Source organism: Nitrosospira sp. Nsp11 (assembly GCF_900142705.1).
Taxonomy (GTDB): Bacteria; Pseudomonadota; Gammaproteobacteria; order Burkholderiales; family Nitrosomonadaceae; genus Nitrosospira.
The window spans coordinates 125,563-146,253 of sequence record NZ_FRBV01000003.1; the positions used below are offsets into that span (position 1 = coordinate 125,563).

At 52.3% G+C, this 20,691-nt stretch carries 18 protein-coding genes; 9 read left to right on the top strand and 9 right to left on the bottom strand.

Annotation, left to right across the window (positions count from 1 at the left end; all coding sequences use genetic code 11):
• The first annotated feature begins 121 nt into the window (after positions 1–121).
• The 5 genes from BUA28_RS05900 to asd all read left to right on the top strand — a co-directional run bounded on the left by BUA28_RS05900 (position 122) and on the right by asd (position 6,766).
• The gene (locus BUA28_RS05900) at positions 122–1,591 is read left to right on the top strand and encodes a ribulose-bisphosphate carboxylase large subunit (protein ID WP_072767200.1); all 1,470 of its coding nucleotides are present in this window, start codon (positions 122–124) and stop codon (positions 1,589–1,591) included.
• A 23-nt stretch (positions 1,592–1,614) separates the two neighbouring features.
• Positions 1,615–2,049, top strand: a complete 435-nt coding sequence (locus BUA28_RS05905) for a ribulose bisphosphate carboxylase small subunit (protein WP_072767201.1) — start codon at positions 1,615–1,617, stop codon at positions 2,047–2,049.
• A gap of 234 nt (positions 2,050–2,283) precedes the next feature.
• A complete protein-coding gene (gene cbbX / locus BUA28_RS05910; RefSeq protein WP_113072962.1) occupies positions 2,284–3,243 on the top strand; it encodes a CbbX protein in 960 nt (319 codons plus the stop codon).
• 428 nt (positions 3,244–3,671) lie between these two features.
• Positions 3,672–5,507, top strand: coding sequence for an ABCB family ABC transporter ATP-binding protein/permease (locus tag BUA28_RS05915; protein ID WP_072767203.1), 1,836 nt, complete (start codon positions 3,672–3,674; stop codon positions 5,505–5,507).
• Positions 5,508–5,896: 389 nt separating this feature from the next.
• A complete protein-coding gene (asd, locus tag BUA28_RS05920; RefSeq protein ID WP_072767204.1) occupies positions 5,897–6,766 on the top strand; it encodes an archaetidylserine decarboxylase in 870 nt (289 codons plus the stop codon).
• Between the two features lie 130 nt (positions 6,767–6,896).
• On the opposite strand, the gene galU is transcribed toward asd, so the two are convergent.
• From galU to BUA28_RS15495, 8 genes are all read right to left on the bottom strand, one after another.
• Positions 6,897–7,979 carry a UTP--glucose-1-phosphate uridylyltransferase GalU gene (gene galU / locus BUA28_RS05925; protein ID WP_083569894.1) on the bottom strand — a complete coding sequence of 361 codons (1,083 nt, stop codon included), beginning with the start codon at positions 7,977–7,979 and terminating at the stop codon, positions 6,897–6,899.
• A gap of 152 nt (positions 7,980–8,131) precedes the next feature.
• A complete protein-coding gene (locus tag BUA28_RS05930; RefSeq protein WP_072767205.1) occupies positions 8,132–9,661 on the bottom strand; it encodes a cytochrome B6 in 1,530 nt (509 codons plus the stop codon).
• A gap of 499 nt (positions 9,662–10,160) precedes the next feature.
• Complete coding sequence (locus BUA28_RS05940) at positions 10,161–10,940, bottom strand: Crp/Fnr family transcriptional regulator (RefSeq protein ID WP_072767207.1); 780 nt, start codon at positions 10,938–10,940, stop codon at positions 10,161–10,163.
• 364 nt (positions 10,941–11,304) lie between these two features.
• Entirely contained in the window at positions 11,305–11,712 is a 408-nt protein-coding gene (locus BUA28_RS05945; protein WP_072767208.1) for a DUF4870 family protein, read from the bottom strand.
• Positions 11,713–11,817: 105 nt separating this feature from the next.
• Entirely contained in the window at positions 11,818–12,591 is a 774-nt protein-coding gene (locus tag BUA28_RS05950; protein WP_072767308.1) for an MlaA family lipoprotein, read from the bottom strand.
• Positions 12,592–12,953: 362 nt separating this feature from the next.
• The gene (locus BUA28_RS05955) at positions 12,954–14,108 is read right to left on the bottom strand and encodes a cysteine desulfurase family protein (RefSeq protein ID WP_072767209.1); all 1,155 of its coding nucleotides are present in this window, start codon (positions 14,106–14,108) and stop codon (positions 12,954–12,956) included.
• An 81-nt stretch (positions 14,109–14,189) separates the two neighbouring features.
• Positions 14,190–14,660 (bottom strand): Fe-S cluster assembly transcriptional regulator IscR, encoded by a 471-nt coding sequence (gene iscR / locus BUA28_RS05960; RefSeq protein WP_072767309.1) that lies wholly within the window; start codon positions 14,658–14,660, stop codon positions 14,190–14,192.
• A 354-nt stretch (positions 14,661–15,014) separates the two neighbouring features.
• Positions 15,015–15,332, bottom strand: coding sequence for a hypothetical protein (locus BUA28_RS15495; protein ID WP_143148447.1), 318 nt, complete (start codon positions 15,330–15,332; stop codon positions 15,015–15,017).
• Between BUA28_RS15495 and BUA28_RS05965 the strand changes: the two genes are divergently transcribed.
• Entirely contained in the window at positions 15,294–15,611 is a 318-nt protein-coding gene (locus BUA28_RS05965; RefSeq protein WP_072767210.1) for an AI-2E family transporter, read from the top strand. The genes BUA28_RS15495 and BUA28_RS05965 overlap by 39 nt on opposite strands.
• Before the next feature lie 152 nt (positions 15,612–15,763).
• Here BUA28_RS05965 and BUA28_RS05970 read toward each other — a convergent pair whose 3' ends face one another.
• Entirely contained in the window at positions 15,764–16,546 is a 783-nt protein-coding gene (locus BUA28_RS05970) for an RNA methyltransferase (protein WP_072767211.1), read from the bottom strand.
• A 185-nt stretch (positions 16,547–16,731) separates the two neighbouring features.
• On the opposite strand from BUA28_RS05970, the gene BUA28_RS05975 reads away from it, so the two are divergent.
• From BUA28_RS05975 to BUA28_RS05985, 3 genes are all read left to right on the top strand, one after another.
• Positions 16,732–17,541: an inositol monophosphatase family protein gene (locus BUA28_RS05975; RefSeq protein WP_072767212.1), complete on the top strand. Its 810-nt coding sequence runs from the start codon at positions 16,732–16,734 to the stop codon at positions 17,539–17,541.
• Between the two features lie 131 nt (positions 17,542–17,672).
• On the top strand, positions 17,673–17,867 hold the full coding sequence (locus tag BUA28_RS05980; protein WP_256598246.1) for an amylo-alpha-1,6-glucosidase: 195 nt from the start codon (positions 17,673–17,675) through the stop codon (positions 17,865–17,867).
• 5 nt (positions 17,868–17,872) lie between these two features.
• Positions 17,873–20,593, top strand: coding sequence for an MGH1-like glycoside hydrolase domain-containing protein (locus BUA28_RS05985; protein ID WP_072767213.1), 2,721 nt, complete (start codon positions 17,873–17,875; stop codon positions 20,591–20,593).
• The last annotated feature ends 98 nt before the right edge of the window (positions 20,594–20,691 follow it).

The window sequence follows — 20,691 nt, forward strand, 5'->3', positions numbered from 1 at the left end:
TTTGAGGAATCATATAAGATAAAGATTATCATAACAATCAAAACACGTGACTGTTGTTTATGATAATTCCGGTTACAATGCATCCTGTAGTACTTTTATCTACCCTATGAGGAGAATCGACATGAGTGAAGAATTAACCGGCAAGGAACGCTACAAATCTGGCGTACTGCCATACAAAAAAATGGGTTACTGGGATTCCGATTATGTACCCAAGGATACGGATATCATTGCCGTGTTTCGTATCACCCCTCAACCAGGGGTGGAGCATGAGGAAGCCGCCGCCGCTGTTGCAGGCGAATCTTCCACCGCAACCTGGACCGTGGTATGGACCGACCGGTTGACCGCCGCCGAGCTCTACCGCGCCAAGGCCTATCGCTCCGAGCTGGTGCCCAACACCGGCCCCGGCACGAAAAACGAGGCTCAGTATTTCGCCTACATCGCCTACGATCTGGATTTGTTCGAGGGCGGTTCAATTGCCAACCTGACCGCATCGATCATTGGCAACGTTTTTGGTTTCAAGGCGGTGAAAGCGCTACGCCTGGAAGACATGCGCATCCCGGTCGCTTACCTGAAAACCTTCCAGGGCCCCGCTACCGGAGTCGTGGTAGAGCGCGAACGCCTCGACAAATTCGGACGCCCCTTGCTCGGCGCCACAACCAAGCCGAAGCTGGGTCTGTCAGGACGTAATTATGGGCGCGTGGTATACGAAGGGCTCAAGGGTGGTCTCGACTTCATGAAAGATGACGAGAATATCAATTCGCAACCCTTTATGCATTGGCGCGACCGTTTTCTGTATTGCATGGAAGCTGTCAACAGGGCTTCCGCTGCAACGGGCGAAGTCAAGGGCCACTACCTGAACGTCACGGCCGGCACGATGGAAGAAATGTACGAGCGCGCCGAGTTCGCCAAATCGCTGGGCTCAGTCATCGTCATGATCGATCTGGTGATCGGCTACACGGCGATACAGTCGATGGCCAAATGGGCACGCAAGAACGATATGATTCTTCACCTGCACCGCGCCGGCAACTCGACCTACTCGCGCCAGAAGAACCACGGCATGAATTTCCGTGTGATCTGCAAGTGGATGCGTATGGCGGGCGTGGATCATATACACGCAGGTACGGTTGTTGGGAAGCTTGAGGGCGATCCGCTCATGATCAAAGGCTTTTACGATACCTTGCGCGAAACGCACACTCCACAGAATCTCGAAACCGGCCTGTTCTTCGAGCAGGACTGGGCTTCTCTGAACAAGGTCATGCCGGTCGCTTCAGGCGGCATTCACGCGGGTCAGATGCACCAGTTGCTTGATTATCTCGGTGAAGACGTGATATTGCAGTTTGGCGGCGGAACGATCGGTCACCCAATGGGCATACAGGCCGGTGCTGTTGCCAATCGTGTTGCGCTGGAAGCGATGGTACTGGCGCGTAATGAAGGTCGCGATTACGTGAATGAAGGCCCCAAGATTCTCGAAGCCGCCGCCAAATGGTGCACGCCGCTCAAGCAAGCGCTGGATACCTGGAAAGACATCACCTTCAACTACGAATCCACTGATACTGCCGATTTTGTGCCGTCCACCACGGCCAGCGTTTAATCATATTAGGAGATATATAAACCATGATGACCAATGTAGGAAATCTCGTCACGCAGGGGCAGTTTTCTTTCCTGCCCCCATTGACGGACAAACAAATCTCGGCGCAAATTAAATATGCGCTGAAGAACAATTGGGCAATAGGCATTGAATATACCGATGACCCGCATCCACGCAACACTTATTGGGAGATGTTCGGCAATCCGATGTTCGATCTGAAGGATCCGGCAGGCATTCTGGCGGAGATCAATGACTGCCGTAAAACCTATCCGAATCATTACATAAGGGTAACGGCATTCAACTCCACTCGTGGCGTCGAGAGTCCAACCATGTCGTACATCGTCAACCGTCCCAAAACCGAACCGGGCTTTGGCGTGGTACGTCAGGAAACGGAAGGTCGCTGCATTCGCTACACCATTCATTCCTACGCAACCGACAAACCGGAAGCCGAGCGGTATTAATCAGGATCTCCCCTATCCCTTTTGACGGATAGGGGGTTGATTGGAGGCAGAAAACGAATGGGCAGCCAACAGCGCTCAATCGACTTCTGTCTCTTCCCTGATTGCTCTTAGCACTACCCTGATTTCAACTAGTAGCAAGGCGGCACACGCGACACCCATGGTGTCTGGCGGGCGCGAATAACTTTATAATTTACCCCGTACAAGCTTTGTATGGCTATTTTGTATGGATCAAACGTGAAAAAACCTTCAAAAGAACCCATTTCTTCGGATGATGATAACCCGGTTGATCTGGCTGCAGAATTTCGCGACTCCAACATCAAGGAGGTGTTGGACAAGCTGGACCTCGAGTTGATCGGCCTTAAGCCGGTTAAAACGCGTATTCGCGAAACAGCTGCACTGTTGCTTGTCGATCGCCTGCGCAAAAAACTGGATCTGACCGCCGGGGCACCCAGCCTGCACATGTGTTTCACCGGCAACCCCGGTACCGGGAAGACAACCGTGGCGTTACGCATGTCCGAAATCCTGCACCGCCTGGGATATGTGCGTGAAGGGCATCTTGTCTCGGTCACACGTGATGACCTGGTGGGTCAATATATCGGCCACACCGCACCTAAAACCAAAGAGGTATTGAAGAAAGCAATGGGCGGCGTCCTGTTCATTGACGAAGCCTACTATCTTTATAAACCCGAGAATGAACGCGACTATGGTGCCGAATCGATAGAGATTCTGTTACAGGCCATGGAGAACAACCGTGAAGACCTGGTTGTAATACTGGCAGGTTACAAAGACCGGATGGATAAATTTTTCCATAGCAACCCGGGCATGCGTTCGCGCATAGCGCATCATATCGACTTCCCGGACTATGGCGCCGATGAGTTGGTCGCCATCGCCAAGCTCATGCTGGCTGCGCAAAACTACCGCTTCAGCCCGGAGGGCGAGAAAGCTTTTCGCGAATATATCGGGCTAAGAATGAAGCTGGAGCATTTTGCGAATGCCCGTTCCGTTCGCAATGCGCTTGATCGAGCGCGTCTGCGCCAAGCCAATCGCCTGTTCGCGGGGGCGAAGAAAAACCTTTCGCGAATAGATCTGATGACTATCGAAGCCGAAGACATCCGCGCAAGCCGGGTGTTCAAGGAAGGCGCGGTGGATCTGGATGGCGATGAGGGAGCGAATGAGATACCGTCAATCGGTTGATCTCTGGGATATCAATTCATAATAAAACGACACTGAAATTATCAAAGCGTGATATGAGGGCGCCCACTCGGGCGCCTTTTTTTTGCACTGCGGAACGACATGCCTGCGGGGTCATCTGCCACGTCATTAGCGACAGCGCCACGTTATACTTATTCTACCATCCTAAATCCGGTAGTTGACCGCTCATTTAATAGATTAGTGTTATGATTAATAACAATATTTCACATTATTTGACACTTACCTTCTAGGTGAGGCCGCTACAGGGTGAATTGCACAGTTTTTGCGGCACATGGCTGCGTTGCAACTTCTTGGAATGGAACGACCATTCCGCGTCGTTGCGCCTTGCCCTGCACCCCAAAAACCGTACACTTCACCCCCTCCAACTACCGGATTTAGGATCATTTGACATTGATCCGAAAAAATAACTGATGCGTCCTACCCGTCTGGAAAAACCGTCCGCCAATCGCAACGATTGGCAGACCATTCGTTCTTTGCTGCCCTACCTGTGGGAATTCAAAGGCCGGGTAATCACGGCATTGACGCTGCTGATCATGGCCAAGCTCGCCAACGTGTCTGTGCCGCTGATTCTCAAAGAAATCATAGACGCGCTTGATCGTCCGCGCGCGCTGATGGTTCTGCCGGCTCTACTGCTCTTGGCCTACGGCATCTTGCGCCTGTGCAGCACACTGTTCGGTGAGCTGCGGGATGCCGTATTCGCCAAGGTGACACAACGGGCTATTCGGCGGGTAGCTATCAGGGTGTTCAATCACTTGCATGCATTGTCCCTGCGTTTTCACCTGGAGCGTCAAACAGGTGGTGTCTCCCGCGACATCGAGCGCGGCACGCGAGGTATTTCGTTTCTGCTTAACTTCATGCTGTTCAACATTCTGCCTACGTTGCTCGAAATCGGTTTAGTAGCCGCTATTCTTCTCTCCAGGTACGACATCTGGTTCTCCGTGGTTATTTTTGCAACGCTGGCTGCTTATATTGCACTCACGCTGATCGTTACCGAGTGGCGCATGATCTTTCGTCGCACCATGAACGACATGGATTCGAAAGCCAATACTCAAGCCATAGACAGTTTGCTGAACTATGAAACGGTTAAATATTTCGGCAATGAGTCATGGGAGGCGCGGCGCTACGACGAGCATATGCAAAAATGGGAGACTGCGGCCGTGCGTAACCAGACTTCTCTGGCCGCGCTTAATTCCGGACAAAGTGCCATAATCGCGGTTGGTGTAACCTTGCTGCTGTGGTTGGCGGCGGATGGCGTCATCAAGGGCACGATGTCGTTGGGCGACCTGGTACTGGTCAACACCTTTATGCTCCAGCTATATATGCCTCTGCATTTTCTGGGATTCGTTTATCGCGAAATCAAGCATTCCCTGGCGGATATGGAAAAAATGTTCAGCTTATTGGCGGAGAATGAGGAGATAAAAGACAAATCAGGCGCAACCGATCTCATTCCCGGATATTCGGCGGTTCGCTTTGAGGAAGTGAATTTTAGCTATGAGTCCAATCGCCAGATTCTGTTTAACGTGACCTTCGATATACCGGCTGGTCGTAATGTAGCAGTGGTCGGGCATAGCGGATCCGGCAAGTCGACGCTGGCCCGTCTGCTGTTCCGTTTCTACGACATCGACAGCGGTCGTATTTTGATAAACAATCAGGATATCCGCGATGTCACTCAGCAAAGCCTGCGTGCGGCGGTGGGTATCGTACCTCAGGACACCGTCCTGTTCAATGACAGTATTTATTACAATATTGCATACGGGCGCCCTGATGCGACTCGTGAAGAAGTACTCGAAGCTGCCAGGCTGGCACACATCCACGACTTCATCGAAAGCCTTCCGGGAAAATATGAAACTACCGTAGGAGAACGAGGATTAAAACTTTCTGGTGGAGAAAAGCAGCGTGTCGCTATCGCGCGCGCAATTCTGAAAAATCCCAAAATTATTATTTTCGATGAGGCCACTTCGGCACTTGATTCAAAATCGGAAAAAGCCATCCAGGCAGAGTTAAAGCGCATTGCCGTGAATCGGACTACGCTGACCATTGCGCATCGATTGTCCACTATCGCGGATGCCGACCAGATTCTGGTCATGGACAAAGGCAGTATTATCGAACGTGGCACCCACTGGGAGCTACTTGCAGCAAATGGTACTTATGCCCATATGTGGGAACTTCAGCAGCAGGAAGAACAAACGAGACAACTGCTGGATGGCCCCAAAGCGCAAGCGGATACCATCGCAGGCCCGGGGTAAATTTTCCATTAACCATCATTTCCATCATTTGCTATTATTCAGAATAAACGCCACTATTCGCGAACCCGGATAACGTTGAAGCGCCCTCTACAAAATCAGCAAAACCAGCGCGGCCCCAACCCTACTACTGGAAAAAATGCGACGCGCCTGAAAAGCTTCTCCCATTAAGTATTATGCAAGTCATCTATTGTAATTGTTGTAAATGACTTGCATTGCAAGGTCATGTGGAATCCGGTTGGAATTTTTTATGGCCTTCCCGTGTCAAAAAAGTTGAGCGGTCAAAATAATCTTGATCCATAGAGCACAAACGGATTCTGTAGGGAGTTTTAGCAAGACTTAATGTGGCCAACCTAATATAATTACCGTTCGGCTTCCAAAGGTACCTCAAAGTGTCCAAGGCGTCTTTTTCGGTTCTTCCGCAATATCTGCTACCCAAGCAGGCAATTACCGTATTTGCCGGAAAGGTTGCAAGTGCCCGTGCGGGTCGCCTGACGGCATTTTTGATTCGCTGGTTCATCAAGCGCTACGATGTGAATATGGACGAAACGGTTAATCCTGATATTCACAGCTACAAGACCTTTAATGATTTTTTTACTCGTGCGTTACTACCAGGGAAGCGGCCTCTGGCTCAAGCGGACTTTATTTGTCCAGTCGACGGCAGTATAAGCCAGCTAGGCGTTATTCGCGGTGATCAAATATTTCAGGCCAAGGGGCATAATTATTCTACAACCGCGTTGGTAGGCGGCGATAGCGAGTTGGCTGAGAAATTTCGCGGGGGCAAGTTTGCCACGCTGTATCTGAGCCCTAAGGATTACCATCGGGTGCATATGCCTTGCGATGGTCGATTGACCCGTATGATATATGTCCCAGGCGTATTGTTCTCGGTAAATCCCCTCACAGCCCGCGGTATTCCAAGCCTGTTTGCCCGTAACGAACGTGTGGTGTGTGTATTTGAGTCGGAGCATGGCCCATTTGTGCTAGCGCTGGTAGGCGCCACCATCGTTGGAAGTATTGCCACGACCTGGCATGGGGTCGTAAATCCTAAACGCTCTGGGCGTGTTCGCGAGTGGCGATACGATTCGCAAAACCTGATGCTCAGAAAAGGCGACGAAATGGGCCGTTTTCAGCTAGGCTCAACGGTGGTGATGTTATTTCCCGAAAATACAATGCAATTTAATTCGCTTTGGGGGCCCATGCGAACCATCCGTTTCGGCGAAATGATGGCCATAGGAACCAGTGACAACAATCGGGATGTGTAGTCAACCTGGTTCGATGAGATGGGCCCGCTTTCTTGAACCCCCACTGTTACTGAAAGTCCCCAAACAAACTGCATCTGAAGCGCGTCCCTCCCCCAACTCAGCACGGACTCATAAGCTTGCTCCAGATTGTTCAGGCCGAGGCACTCTTTAACAGCGCTGGACGAGTGTCAGTCCTGTCGATAGCGAGATTCGATGGATAGGAATGCTCGGACGAGAGTTCACGCCCTACCTCCAGCAGCACTTCCCGAAATTGCCTGCCTACCTCGGGATGCTGCAAGCCATACGCTACCGTGGCCTGCAAAAAACCTATCTTGCTACCGCAATCATAATGCTTGCCCTGGTAACGGTAACTCATCACAGGTTCCTGTTTGAGAAGTCGCGCGATTCCGTCCGTAAGCTGAATTTCCCCCCCTATCCCCGGTTCCACGTTTGCGAGGCATTCAAAAATGGTGGGCGAGAGAATATAACGACCTACAATTGCCAAGTTAGATGGGGCAACATCGGGAGAAGGCTTCTCCACCAAGCTTCGAATTTTCATGGTACGGCTTTCGGCATCCTCCCCGAAAGTATCCACAATCCCATAATGACGGGTGTCTTCGTGGGGTACCGGCCGGACAGCCACGAGGCTGCTAAGGGCTTGCTCGTACTGGGAAATCATCTGTGCCAATACAGGAGGCTGGGCATCGATCAGATCGTCCGGAAGCAACACAGCAAAAGGCTCATTTCCAATTTGATGTCGCGCACATAAAATCGCGTGCCCCAGCCCCCTGGGCTCTTCCTGGCGCACAAAAGTGAAACGGACCCCGTTAGGTGTGAGTTGCCGCAGCATTTTCAACGAGGCGTGTTTCTCTTGTGAGGCCAGTTCGTTTTCCAGTTCCACCGCGCGATGGAGGTGGTCTTCAATAGACCGTTTGCTGCGATGGGTCACAAAAACGATCTCTTCGATACCCGCCGCCGCTGCTTCATCCACAGCGTATTGAATCAATGGCCGATCTACAATGGGCAACATTTCCTTAGCCACCGCCTTGGTTGCAGGCAAAAAACGCGTGCCGAGCCCGGCCACGGGAAATACAGCTTTTCGCACCAGTTTTGTCGATTTACGAACGGATGCGCCATTGAGCGGCACAACTTCTTTTCGGTTTGGGGTTGCGGTTGCGGTTGCGGTTGCGGTTGCGGTTGCGGTTGCGGTTGCGGTTGCGGCGGAAATGCTCATGAGTCCTCTCCTGATTATTTCGTCATCTTTACATCAATCATTTATATTCCAGTCGTAAAAATTCCAAGGATGGGTTCCACTGAGTTTTAGTCAATACAAGTTTCATTCAACACAAATGAGTTTTTCTCTTTCGCCAAATTGCAAAGCGTAAACTATAGTTGGCGCATATAAGCGACAAGATCGGATTTCTCTTCATCTGTCAGTTTGAGCTGCAATACGAGATTGAAAAATTCAACGGTATCTTCGAGGGTTAGCAAACGCCCATCATGCAGATAAGGCGGGCTATCCTTGATGCCCCGCAAAGTGAAAGTCTTTATCGGCCCGTCTCCCGGCTCTTGCAGGAAGCGTTCGAGTTTCAGGTCGTGCATTTGCTGATCAAGAAAAGCGGGCGGCTGGTGACAGCTCGCACATTGGCCTTTCCCGAAAAAAACCTTTTCACCACGAAGTTCATGCGTGGTTGCTTTAGATGGATCGAGCCGGCCTTGCGTGTCGAGTTTTGGCGCAGGGGGAAAGTCCAGCATATTCTGAAGCTGCGCCATATGGCTCACATGAATTCGATCGAGAACCGGGAATCCCTTTTTCATGGCATGAATCGGGTCACCATTGAAATAAGCGGTACGAAACTCGAACTCGGTGAAATCCTCCACCGAGCGCAAGCTGCGTTTGGACCCGTGGATTTGCTGATTGAACATCCCACGCAAGCTTACCGTATCCAGTCGAAAACGCCTTTCCTGGGTCCTGATATCCGGGCTTAGATGAAATTGACCCGTGGTATGTCCGTTCACGTGACAGTCAAAGCAAGTGACGCCCAAGCTGGGCTGTGCGCTTTTACGGTCATCAGTTGGATTAAATTCTTCCTGGGGAAGAGGGGTGAGCAAAATCTGAAGGCCGTTAAGCTGTACGGGGGTCAGAATGTCTTTGAAGAGGCGATAAAAGTTATTGATCGATACGACTTCCCCGCGAGAAACGTCCCCTAGTTCGGGCCGGTTTTGAAGAAAAATGGCGGGGGGAAATTCCGGAAGAAATACTTCTGGCAAATCATGCTCGACGTCAAACCGCTCCAGTCGTGGAAACATGTCGATTTGAGCCTGCGTGAAGACTTGTCCCCCTGGAGATTGTTTCGGGTGAGGTAAGGCCGGGTACGGAAACATATTTTTTACCCGTATTTCGGGCGGAGACATGTCGGCCAATTTTTGCCAAGTCATTCCTGCCGGCAGGCGAGCCGTAGGGCCAACAGCCAGAGGCTTGCCGCGAGACATTTTCGCTTCCTTATCAAGCCGGGGCGTTAAATCGTATCGCCGCAGGAGAAGTTCCCGCTGTGTTTTCATGATTTTGGGGCGAGCGGCCACATCGGCTTTCATGGTTTCCTCGAAAGTCTGCATCGGCTTTTTCGCGTTCAAGGGATCACGATAAAAATCGAATCCCAATGTCTTTCCCTTGTCGGGCTGGTTTTCAAAAGCGGGCGAAGAAGGCATCGCATTCGTGGCGGCAAACTCGCTGGAACGGTCGTGCTCATTCTTCTGCTGTTCGGGCCGGGTATTGCGTGTTTCGCGCGCAGTCTGAGCGCGGACAACAGCATCCTGCGATTGCCGATCCTCCGCGCGGTTATCGTAATCGTTCTGGCCGAAAGCACTTCCCGTGGTCAATCCTAAGCTGAACACCAGAAAACCCAGTCTTCTCATGATAGATCTCCACTCTGATTGCGGAAAGAGTACCAACTCTTCATGACCATTTTTTGGATATCCCACACGTTCAATCAGTAACGTAAATATTCCCACGCTTGAGGTAGCAGGTCTGTGCGAAACCGCACACTAGCAGCCTGTCGAACTTGAAGAATCGCGGCGAAAAAGTGACTGGGTGAAGGCAGATTTTTTCTATTGGTCGAAAAGCAGTGAAATATGAACCACCCAGACGCTTTTGCAGCCGATTTCCTTTAAGTTCATGCATCTCTGCTGGTTGCGCTGCACGTTACAAAGCGGCAAAATGGCGCAAAGGCGAGCAATCGCGTAAGCGTCAGAGAGGGAAAACGCAGCACGCCCGGGTCCTCTTACGAGGCGCTCAGCATCGCGGGCCAACAGGCTGCTAGGAATTGAGCATTTTCTCCTTGGACACACGCTCGACCGGGGACGCCTTGTTTCCTTTCTCCACAGCGAGACTGTCATGCCGGGGCAGATTTGTAACCTACTCGATTGACTGGAAGAACCGCTTGAACTGTTTCTCAGGAGACCGTCCAAAACGGGAGGCAGACGATAGATAAGTCTCCAGCAACCGCTCATACTCTTCTTTTACGATCTTATAGTTCTCGCCCGCGCTGGCTTCCAGTTGTTTGCGGTCTGCTATCGCGATGTGGCCTCGTCTGCAATGAATCGCTCCCGCCATATGAAGTTTGTTCGCTGCTACCGTTACGCTTTCCCGCCGTACTCCCAACATAATCCCAGCCTGTTCATGCGTTATGTGAAGTTCATTGCCCGAGAGGCGGTCCAGGCTCATCAGCAGAAAGTAGGCAAGCTGCTGATCGACAGTATGATATCGATTTGAAACCGCTATCTGTTCCGTCTGGATCATCAGTGCATGCGCAAAACGCAAGAGAAGATGTCGTAGCTCGGTCCCCGCCTCGAATTCGCTTTTTAATATACCTGCCTTGATCCGATAGGCTTCGCCTGTGCTCTGCACTATTACCCGTGCGCGACTGCGCTCGCCGCCAAAAAGAACAGAGATATCTGCCAAACCCTCGTTGCCTATGATCCCAATCTGCGTGCACGCGCCGTTTTCCGTCTCATACAGTCGCGTGACGATGCACGTGGTCGGAAAATATAGATACTTTATGGGGAGCCCAAGCTCGTAAATCACGTACCCCGCAGGCATCGGTACCAGCTCAAGGAGAGGTAACAGGTGTGTGTAACCCGCAAGAGAAAGTGCTGCCAGCATTCTGTTCTGCTTGGGGCTTTGGGGCGCAGGCATGATAAATCCCAGTATCGGTTGTCGTATCAAAAGAATACGTCTCGCAATTCCTAGCCGAGAGTATGATTTAGCCGCGATGTATTGCCGCTTTTGGGCTGGTTTCGGGATACCATCCCCGCTATTGAAAGCTCAGATTGGTGAAATGTTAATGCCCGAGAACAGGTGGCTCTGTACGGCGACACACATAGGCACAAGGCCTCGATGGATCAAATCAGTGGAAGAAAGCTCGGGGTGACCATGATGGCAGTAAAACCATCAATGGATGGAATAGGCGAGAGTAGAGCATCCTACCCCAGCCGTATAACCTGAATTGAGGACGTGCAGCAGACTTGGGGGAAATGCTTTGATCCGATGGGGTGCCGGTTCAGAGCGGCATGGACCTGCCCTCATTAAGAGCCATCCAGCCGCGCCTGACGCGGTAGATGACCCAGATACCCGTGCCTACCGCGAGTATGTATGCAAAAGTGATACCGATGACTGTCGCAAAAGGCATTGCCGCCATAACCAACCAGGGCAAGGCATACCAGAACGTCCGTATTTGCCAGCGGAAATGGGAATCAAGATAAGTGTGGCGTACTTCTTTACGCTTCAAATAGTTAAGGATCACAGCGATAATTGAAGGCCAGCCGCTGAGAAATGTCGTAATGATAAGCGCCGGCCCTAGAATACCCATCAGGACGCTGAAACCATGCAGTAAATAAATGATGTGCGTAAGACGGACGAGGTCTGCCGGAGGGACGGTGGGCACGACTCGTGAGCCGACTTCACTCATGCTTCGAATATCCCCCTCTGAGCGAATAATTGCGCAACACCCAATTTGGAAGATGAGGTGTTTGCGATACCGTAGCGCAAACACCTCTGGACACCTGCAGAGCTACTATAATTTATCCGTAGATCGATCCTCGACGGGTTGATCGTAAGCTTCGGGTGGGGGTTCTCCGTCGTAAATCACGTGCTTGCGCTGCTGCAGGTAGGCATCGCGCACAAAGAGATAAGGCTCCAGCGCTGCCTGGTCACGGATGCGCATGGGGCCGGCCAGCCTCGCTCGCTTGTCAACGGCGCCGATAAAGCCAAGCGGCACCGTGACGGGCGCACCGATTACGAAAATACCTGTCCAGAAGAGAACGTTGGTGAGGGCGGTGACAGGAATGCCGGATATGTCGCGGTTGCTGCTGGGGCCAAGCAAAGGAACAAACAGATAAGTTTTTGCATCAACACCCCATACTCCCAACGTTTGCCCGAAGTCCTCGTCGTGCTGCGCCAAACCCATAGGTGAAGCCATATCGAAGAGCCCAGCGCCGCCAATGGTTGAATTGACAACAAAACGAAGGGTGTCCCGAAACCCCTGGCGTACCTTGCCTTGCAGGAAGGCATTCAGAATGACATTTGGATACTGGAGGTTGTCGAAAAAATTTCCGACGGAGCGCTGTGCACCATTGGGTACGTAATCGATATAGAAATCGGCAATCGGCTCCATGATCTTCCGGTCAACCACATCGGTGAACGTATAGAACTTGCGGTTGATTTTTTCATAAGGATCGACCGGATCGAACGATTCTGTTCTTTGGTCATTTGGTCGCGTGGTAGCGCAACCCGAAAGCAGCGCTACGCATATCAACAACAGGAGGGAAGTAGAATAATTATGTCTCACGATAAGTAATAAGTGAAATGACACGGTTGATTAGAACTTATGAGAATCAGTGAGGCATCGATTCCCTCTGGATGAAATTAGAGTATAACCATAAATTGTCAGATAACGGACAAGATTATTCAATTATTCCGGGAAGACAGTATTCCCCCGCTTAACGCTTCCTGGCGCCTCCTGGCAAGACGAAGGCATATCGTCAATCATCGTTTCGACTGATAGCGACCGGTAGCTATCGCCGACCCATTCCGCAGTCGTAAAACCATGATACATGTAGCCCCCAGGAGAGATCGGTATTCAAGACGAACGCCGTGATCCGTACTCGACCATAAATTCCACCAGGAGCTCATCCGTGATCAAGGTGGTGCTCAAATCGAGGCCATGTTCATTTGCTTTAATTCCTGAACAACGCTACTTAAGGCCTTAAGAAAATTCTCCACCTGTGCCGTTGAATTGCCATCGCCCAGGCTTACACGTACCGCACAGCGCGCCAAATCGGATTCCACCCCCATCGCTTCCAGGACATGGCTTCTGCCGGGGTTTACACTGGAGCAAGCCGCTCCGCTTGCTACTGCGAAACCTGCCTTGTCGAGGCGCACGACCAGTGTGTCGCCTTCAATGTCGGGCAATGCGAAATAGCAGGTATTGGGCAAACGCGACGCACCTAACCCAAAAATAACAGCGCCCATCTCAACCAACCCTTGCTCCAGTCGGGCGCGTAACGCCGAAATATGCGCCGTCCTTTCCGCTATCCGTGCCTTGACTAATCCGCAGGCGACGCCGAGCCCCACAATGGCCGGAACATTTTCAGTACCGGAGCGCAATCCGTTCTCATGACCTCCCCCATAGATAAGGGGCTTGAGCAATAACCGTTTATCGATAATCAGCGCTGCCGCACCCTTGGGTCCATAAATCTTGTGCCCGGAGAATGTCAGCGCATGCACATTGAGCGAAGCGAAATCCACAGGAATTTTGCCGAATGCCTGTACGGCGTCGGTATGAACCCAGGCGCCGCATGACCGTGCTTTCTCGGCAATCGCCGCCACATCCTGGATAACGCCGGTTTCGTTGTTCGCCAGCATTACCGATACCAGACTGGGGTGTCGGTCCGGCAAGGCGTTGTCCAGATCCGCCATATCTACGCGCCCCAGATTATCTACCGTCAATCGATGCAAATTCCAGCCATACGGGTTCCGGACCAATGCCTGAGCGGATCGCATCACACAGGGATGCTCGACCGCGCTCACGGCAATTCGCGCCGGCTTCAGATAACCTGCCGCCCCGTGGATAAACAGATTATTCGCTTCCGACCCGCCGCTGGTGAAAATAACCTGCGCCGGTTGCACGCCTACTGAATCCGCGACCCGCTCGCGCGCCTGGTTCACCGCGTGGCGGGCTGTTATGCCTTTCGCATGGCGACTGGAAGGGTTGCCGTACTCTTTTTGAAAATATGGCAGCATTGCATCCAGCACTGCCTCATCAACCGCTGTCGTGGCGTTATGATCGAAATAAGCGTAAGTCACTTTTTCCGCTCCCGGCAATTACCGATTTTTGTGCACATCCCGTCTGGATCGAATTCTACCTTTGTTGATATGAGCCACCACTCAAGCCAGAACCGTTCCATGAGATTTCTTGCATGCTCTCATGTCTTGCAGTACAGCAATGTCCTTCACCTTTGGATTTGCCACGAGTTGATCCAGCGTAACCAATGCCAGGTAATCCCGTATCCTGCCATTAAGAGTGGCCCACAAGTCGTGGGTCATACATCGCTGGTCGTTGTGGCAATTTTCCTTGCCTCCGCATTGCGTCGCATCGATCGGCTCATCCACGGCAAAAATGATGTCTACCACGGACACCTCGTTCATCGGTTTTGTCAAGCGATAGCCGCCGCCCGGTCCGCGCACGCTACCCACCAGCTTATTACGACGCAGCTTTCCAAATAATTGCTCCAGATAGGACAACGAAATTTTCTGCCGTTCGCTGATTCCCGCTAACGTAACCGGACCCTCCGCACTGTGCAACGCAAGATCAATCATCGCGGTTACCGCAAAACGCCCCTTAGTCGTTAATCGCATTTTTTCGCTCCAATTGGATTTATACCAGGTTAACATCTGCTGAAGTTATCGGCTTAATACCCGACAACGTTAGTCAAGTATATGAATCCCCTCCATTCCGGTCAACTATTTTGTTCAGCTAATTTGAATCAAATTTGACGGTTGTCAACTTTTCTCCGCTTTACCGGCCCAATAACCTCTGGACCTCTGGTTTGTTCTCGCGGAGGTGAGGCGGCAATATCGGCCCCGTTATAGCGTCTATAGCGGCTGACGACACTCACCAGGATTCTACTGGGTCATATTTGCTAGTTCCGGGGGACCAGGCCATATTTTCCGGACGAAACGTGGCTAATGACATTAGAGCTAATCAATTCGTCACGTGTTGGATACCACATATCCTGTGGCACGGTCTGCACGATACGTTGCACGAATGCATCCGGTAAACCGGCGGATATTGCTGTTGACAATCGCAGCGACAGCGGCAAATAGAATTATCGTCAGGACGCCTACCAGGATAATTGCATTGATCCAGTAAGAAACAGGTAGCGATAGATTCCTCCGCCAATGACGCAGAAAGTAATTGGGTGACCGGGGCGCAGATTTTATGCTGGCGCAATCTGCACTGCTGATCACATTTGCGGCACAAGCCCGGTAGTGTTGCTGCTCACCTATTTTTTTGCTGGTATCCGACATACATTTCCGACGCAAACTGTTGCAAATGGCGGGCCGCCGCTATCGCGAAAGAAAGATGTATTGCGAATACTCGAGGAGGTGGATGTGCAGGCCCAGCACTATTCCCTGATCATGCTGACATCAAATGCTGTGGTTGCGCTCCTAACCTGGCTCGCGTTCGAAATGCTCGGGCTCGACCATGCAAGCGTATGGGGCGTTGCCGCAGGAATATTACATTTCATTCCTTATTCAGGAACGGTCACTATCGCGCCCGCCAGCGGGATATCCGGCTTCCTGTAGTTTGGCTCAATCCCGAGCACTCGCTATAGCCGCCCTATCCGCTCTTATTTCAGGCTTGGTCGAACTGCTGTTCATAACATGACTGCAGAGGCGATTCACTCACGTAAACACGGCAGTTTTTTGGATTTGAGCAAATCAAATGACCACAGGTTCTAATCCAGATGTCCCGGAGAAGCGGTCGAGGCGTTGGAAGACATGGGCTGATGCGCTGCCTGTACCTGTTTTTCGCAGGCGCCAAGCATACCGCGCAAAATATTTACTTCTTCCTTTTCCAGGCGGGCACGGGCAAACATCCGTCGGATCCGCTGCATCAACCGTTTTGGTTCCTGCGGATCTAGAAAACCGCTATTGATCGCGACCCGCTCCAGGTGATGGTAAAGTAATTCAATTTCCTCGAAGCCTGCTGGCACGCCAACCGTTGGTAAAGGCTCGATTGATGGCAGCGCCATGCGTAATTCATACGCCATCAATTGCACAGCGCTAGCGAGATTAAGGGAAGAATATTCGGGATTTGCGGGAATATGCAGAATAATTTGACACTTACTCACTTCCGACGTAGTGAGACCGGACATTTCCGTACCAAAAACCAGTGCTACCGGATTTTGCCGCGCATGACCGAGTAACTCCAGCGCGCCGCCGCGAGCATCAAAGATTTCATGCGAAAGATCACGGTGGCGTGCGGTAATGGCCGCTGCCAGAACCGTGCCGCTCAGAGCCTCGTCAAGATCCCGGCAAACCTTGGCATTGTTGAGCACGCTCCACGCACCGGCGGCACGTCTTTCCGCTTCCTTGTCGGGAAACGACTTTGGATTCACCAGGTAGAGCGAATCCAGCCCCATCGTTTTCATCGCTCTCGCCGCCGCGCCGATATTGCCGGGATGACTGGTATGGCTTAACACCACGCGAACATTATCCAGCGGATCGTCAGGATTCATATCGAGTCTAAATCAGGTAATGGGTGGTTCATTCGGTTTAGTGCTGAGCACAAGGACTTTTTGCACCACGTGACCTTCACCTTGCCCGGCGAGCTGAGCCTTTACAGGGGCAAATCGAACACTCCATCCGCCTTAGCGCCGGATTTAGGTTAAGATTCACGCTCGTCCAACTCTGAATCCAGCCAATGCACCCTATGCTCACCATTGCGGTAAAAGCCGCACGCCGCGCAGGCAGTATCATCAATCGTGCCGCGCAGAATCTCGACTTGCTCCACGTCTCGCGTAAAGCGCACAGCGATTTTGTCAGTGAAGTGGATGGCGCTGCTGAAGAGGCCATTATCGGAATACTGCTGGATGCCTATCCCAATCATTCCATTCTAGCAGAAGAAAGCGGGGCTCAAGGTGATGCCAGTAAATCCGAGTACCAGTGGATTATCGACCCACTCGATGGCACCACCAATTTTCTCCACGGCTTTCCACATTATTCGGTATCCATCGGACTGATGCATAAAAACATACTGTTTCAGGCGGTTGTCTACAATCCGGCCGCTAATGAGCTATTTACTGCCAGTCGTGGCGCGGGTGCCTATCTAAACGATCATCGTCTTCGTGTGAGCAAGCGCGCCCAGCTCGCTGATTCCCTGATTGGCACCGGTTTTCCATTTCGCGAATTTACGCACGCTGAAGCCTATCTTGCCATGTTCAAGGATATCATGCCCAGGGTGGCCGGCATTCGCCGCCCGGGCTCGGCCGCGCTGGACCTGGCCTATGTGGCCGCGGGCCGCTATGACGGCTTCTGGGAATTCGGGCTCTCTCCCTGGGATATGGCAGCCGGTTGCCTTCTTATTACCGAAGCTGGCGGACTTGTGGGTGATATGGAAGGCAACGACTCTTATTTGCAGAGCGGCAACGTGCTGGCGGGAAATCCGAGAATTTTCGGACAGCTGCTGCAGGTGATTGCGCCGCACCTGACAGCCGAGCTGAAAACGAACTAAAGACATAAGCAAAGAAAGATTCTCACGTGTTGTGCATTTGAAGTAGCGAAGATGGAACTGCCCAAATTCGTTCACTTCGGCTGTGCAATCTGTTGCGATGGAGGAGTACCGGGTCACCAGGGGATGCCGGGTTGGCTCAATCCCGGCAGGCTCTCCTTCGTGATCACCTGCTGGATGCGGGACTGGGCACCTTGTCAGAAATTTTCGACGGCGAACCGCCTCATACACCGCGCGGCGCTCTGCCACAAGCATGGAGCGTGGCCTGCGTACTGGAAGCCTGGGTCAAGCTGGAGAGTATCTGGCGCGGCAAGCAAAAAGAGGAGTAACGCCTATGTCCCCACTGCTGGATTGCGAAAAACAACGACTTGAAAACCAGCGGCAGGGCATGGAAAATTGGCGCTTGTGGGGGCCATATCTGTCCGAGCGTGCCTGGGGCACGGTTCGCGAAGATTATAGTCCGGACGGCACCGCTTGGGAATACTTTGATCACGATCAATCTCGCTCCCGCGCCTATCGCTGGAATGAGGATGGCCTGGGCGGGATTTCCGACGAGGCACAGCATCTCTGTTTCGGCTTGGCGCTATGGAACGGCAAGGATTCCATTCTCAAAGAACGTGCTTTCGGCCTTACCGGCAACCAGGGCAATCGGGGCGAAGATGTAAAAGAATGCTATTTCTATCCTGACGCGACACCTTCGCATTCCTGGCTCCATTACCTCTACAAATATCCACAGTCCCCATTCCCCTATACTCGACTAGTAGAGGAAAACGCTCGCCGTTCACGCAAGGATCCCCCTTTTGGTTTGATTGATAGCGGCGCTTTCGCCGATGGACGCTATTGGGATGTAGAAGTATTCTATGCAAAAGCATCTCCCGACGAGTTGCACATCCGCATACTCGCCAGTAATCGCGGATCAGACGAAGCCGTCCTATGGCTGTTGCCACAACTCTGGTTTCGAAATTATTGGTCGTGGTCGGAAAAAGGTGAAGTAAAACCGGTCTTGCACACCATGCCCGCGCCTGAAGGCGCTGCCTGGGCAGTTATGGCGGAGCATCCGGCGCTGGGAAATTACAATCTCTACGGGCGGCAGCAAGCCGACCTCCTTTATACCGAAAATGAGAGCAACAACTCCCGCCTGTGGAGCACGCCCAACGCCGGGCCTTATGTTAAAGACGCATTTCACCGCTACGTGGTGGATGGTGAACTGACGGCAGTAAATACGGCCCAGCAGGGAACGAAATTTGGGGCAGTTCATAAACTCACTATTGCGCCAGGCAAGACCGAAACGATCGATCTGGTATTGTCGGCCGCCGCGCGGCCTCAACCATTCGTGTGTCAGGACGAGATTTTTTCCCAGCGTTGTGCAGAAGCCGACGCTTTTTTCGCGACCTTGCTACCTGAAGCTGCCGATCAGGATAAACGCATCCTGCGGCAGGCATTAGCGGGCATGATATGGAACAAGCAGTTCTTTCACTATGATGTTTCCGACTGGCTGAAAGGCGACCAGGCAGCGCCGCCCCCTTCGAGGAAGCACGGACGCAACCACAACTGGCGCCATCTCAAGGCAAGCCATGTCATTTCCGTGCCCGATGCCTGGGAATATCCCTGGTTTGCGGCTTGGGACCTCGCTTTCCACTGTGCACCGCTAGCGCTCATCGACGTGGATTTCGCCAAGGAGCAAATCGAGCTGCTGCTAAATGAAAACTATCTACACCCCAACGGCCAGATTCCTGCTTATGAATGGTCGCTCGGCGACGTGAATCCGCCGGTACACGCCATGGGAGCCCTTAAGGTATTCCGAGCCGAGCGCGTGCAACGCGGCCGGGGTGACATCGGTTTTCTCAAACGCGTGCTGCACAAGCTGTTGCTGAATCACACCTGGTGGATCAACCTCAAGGATGCTGACAGCATGAACGTATTCGAAGGCGGCTTTCTTGGGATGGACAATATATCGGTGTACGATCGCTCCGAGCCGCTAGACCCAGGCTATACGCTGAAGCAGGCAGATGCGACCGGCTGGATGGCGATGTTTTCCCTGCAAATCACAGTGATGGCCCTGGAAATTGCCGTGGAGGATCCAGCCTATGAAAATATCGCAATTCAGTCCTACAGCCAGTTTTTGGCGATTGCCAATACGATAGCCGGCCATACCGGTGCGGGTGTATCGCTATGGGACAATGTGGATGGCTTCTTCAAGGATCTCGTGGTTGAACCGAACGGCGACATACATCGTATCGATGTTTTTTCCTGGGTCGGCATCATTCCGCTATTTGCATGCGAGGTCGTGGATGCGCGCTTGCTTGCAAACAGGAAGCGCTTTAACGCCTTGCTCTGGGAGCACAAAGGCGGCATGTTCGACGGAAGCGTCATATGCGCGTGCCCTGTAGATACGAACGAGCGCGGCGAGCACTTGTTATCGCTGGTAACCCCGTCCATGTTCGTAAAAATGCTGCCGCGCATTTTTGACGAAGAGGAATTCTTTTCCCCGTATGGCGTGAGGAGCGTTTCAAAGCGCCACGCCGCAGAACGAAATCTGGGCCATATCCCTGGCATCGGCAAGGCCGTTATTCGCTATGTGCCAGGCGAATCCGAATCTGGACTCTTCGGCGGCAATTCCAACTGGCGCGGACCGGTATGGATGCCAACCAATTATTTGCTGGTTCAGGCTATTGAAAAAATGCACCGTTACCTGGGCGATGCTTTTACTTTTCCGGCACCTTGCCTGAACGGGTACGAAATCAATCTTAGATATGCGGCAAACATGCTGGCGGACCGGCTTGCGGATATTTTCCGCGAAGATGAATCCGGTCTGATCCCGGCCTTTCCCGAAAACAGTCCCCATCAGGCCGACCCTCACTGGCGCGACCTGCTGCTGTTCCATGAATTTTTTCATGGCGAGACCGGTCAGGGGCTGGGCGCCGCCCATCAAACCGGATGGACCGGGCTAGTGGCCAACCTGGTGATGCGACGATATCGGGCGGATATTCCGGAGTTTTGGAGGCAACAGGTTAAAATTACCCTCCCCAGAATCCTAGTGCCTCAGGAGAAGTAATTGCGATGTGGCCTCAACCACCGCTCGCAGCACCGGTAACACGTGCATCCATGGGCGAGATGGGGATCGAAATCTACACGTGATCGGTGATCGATTTT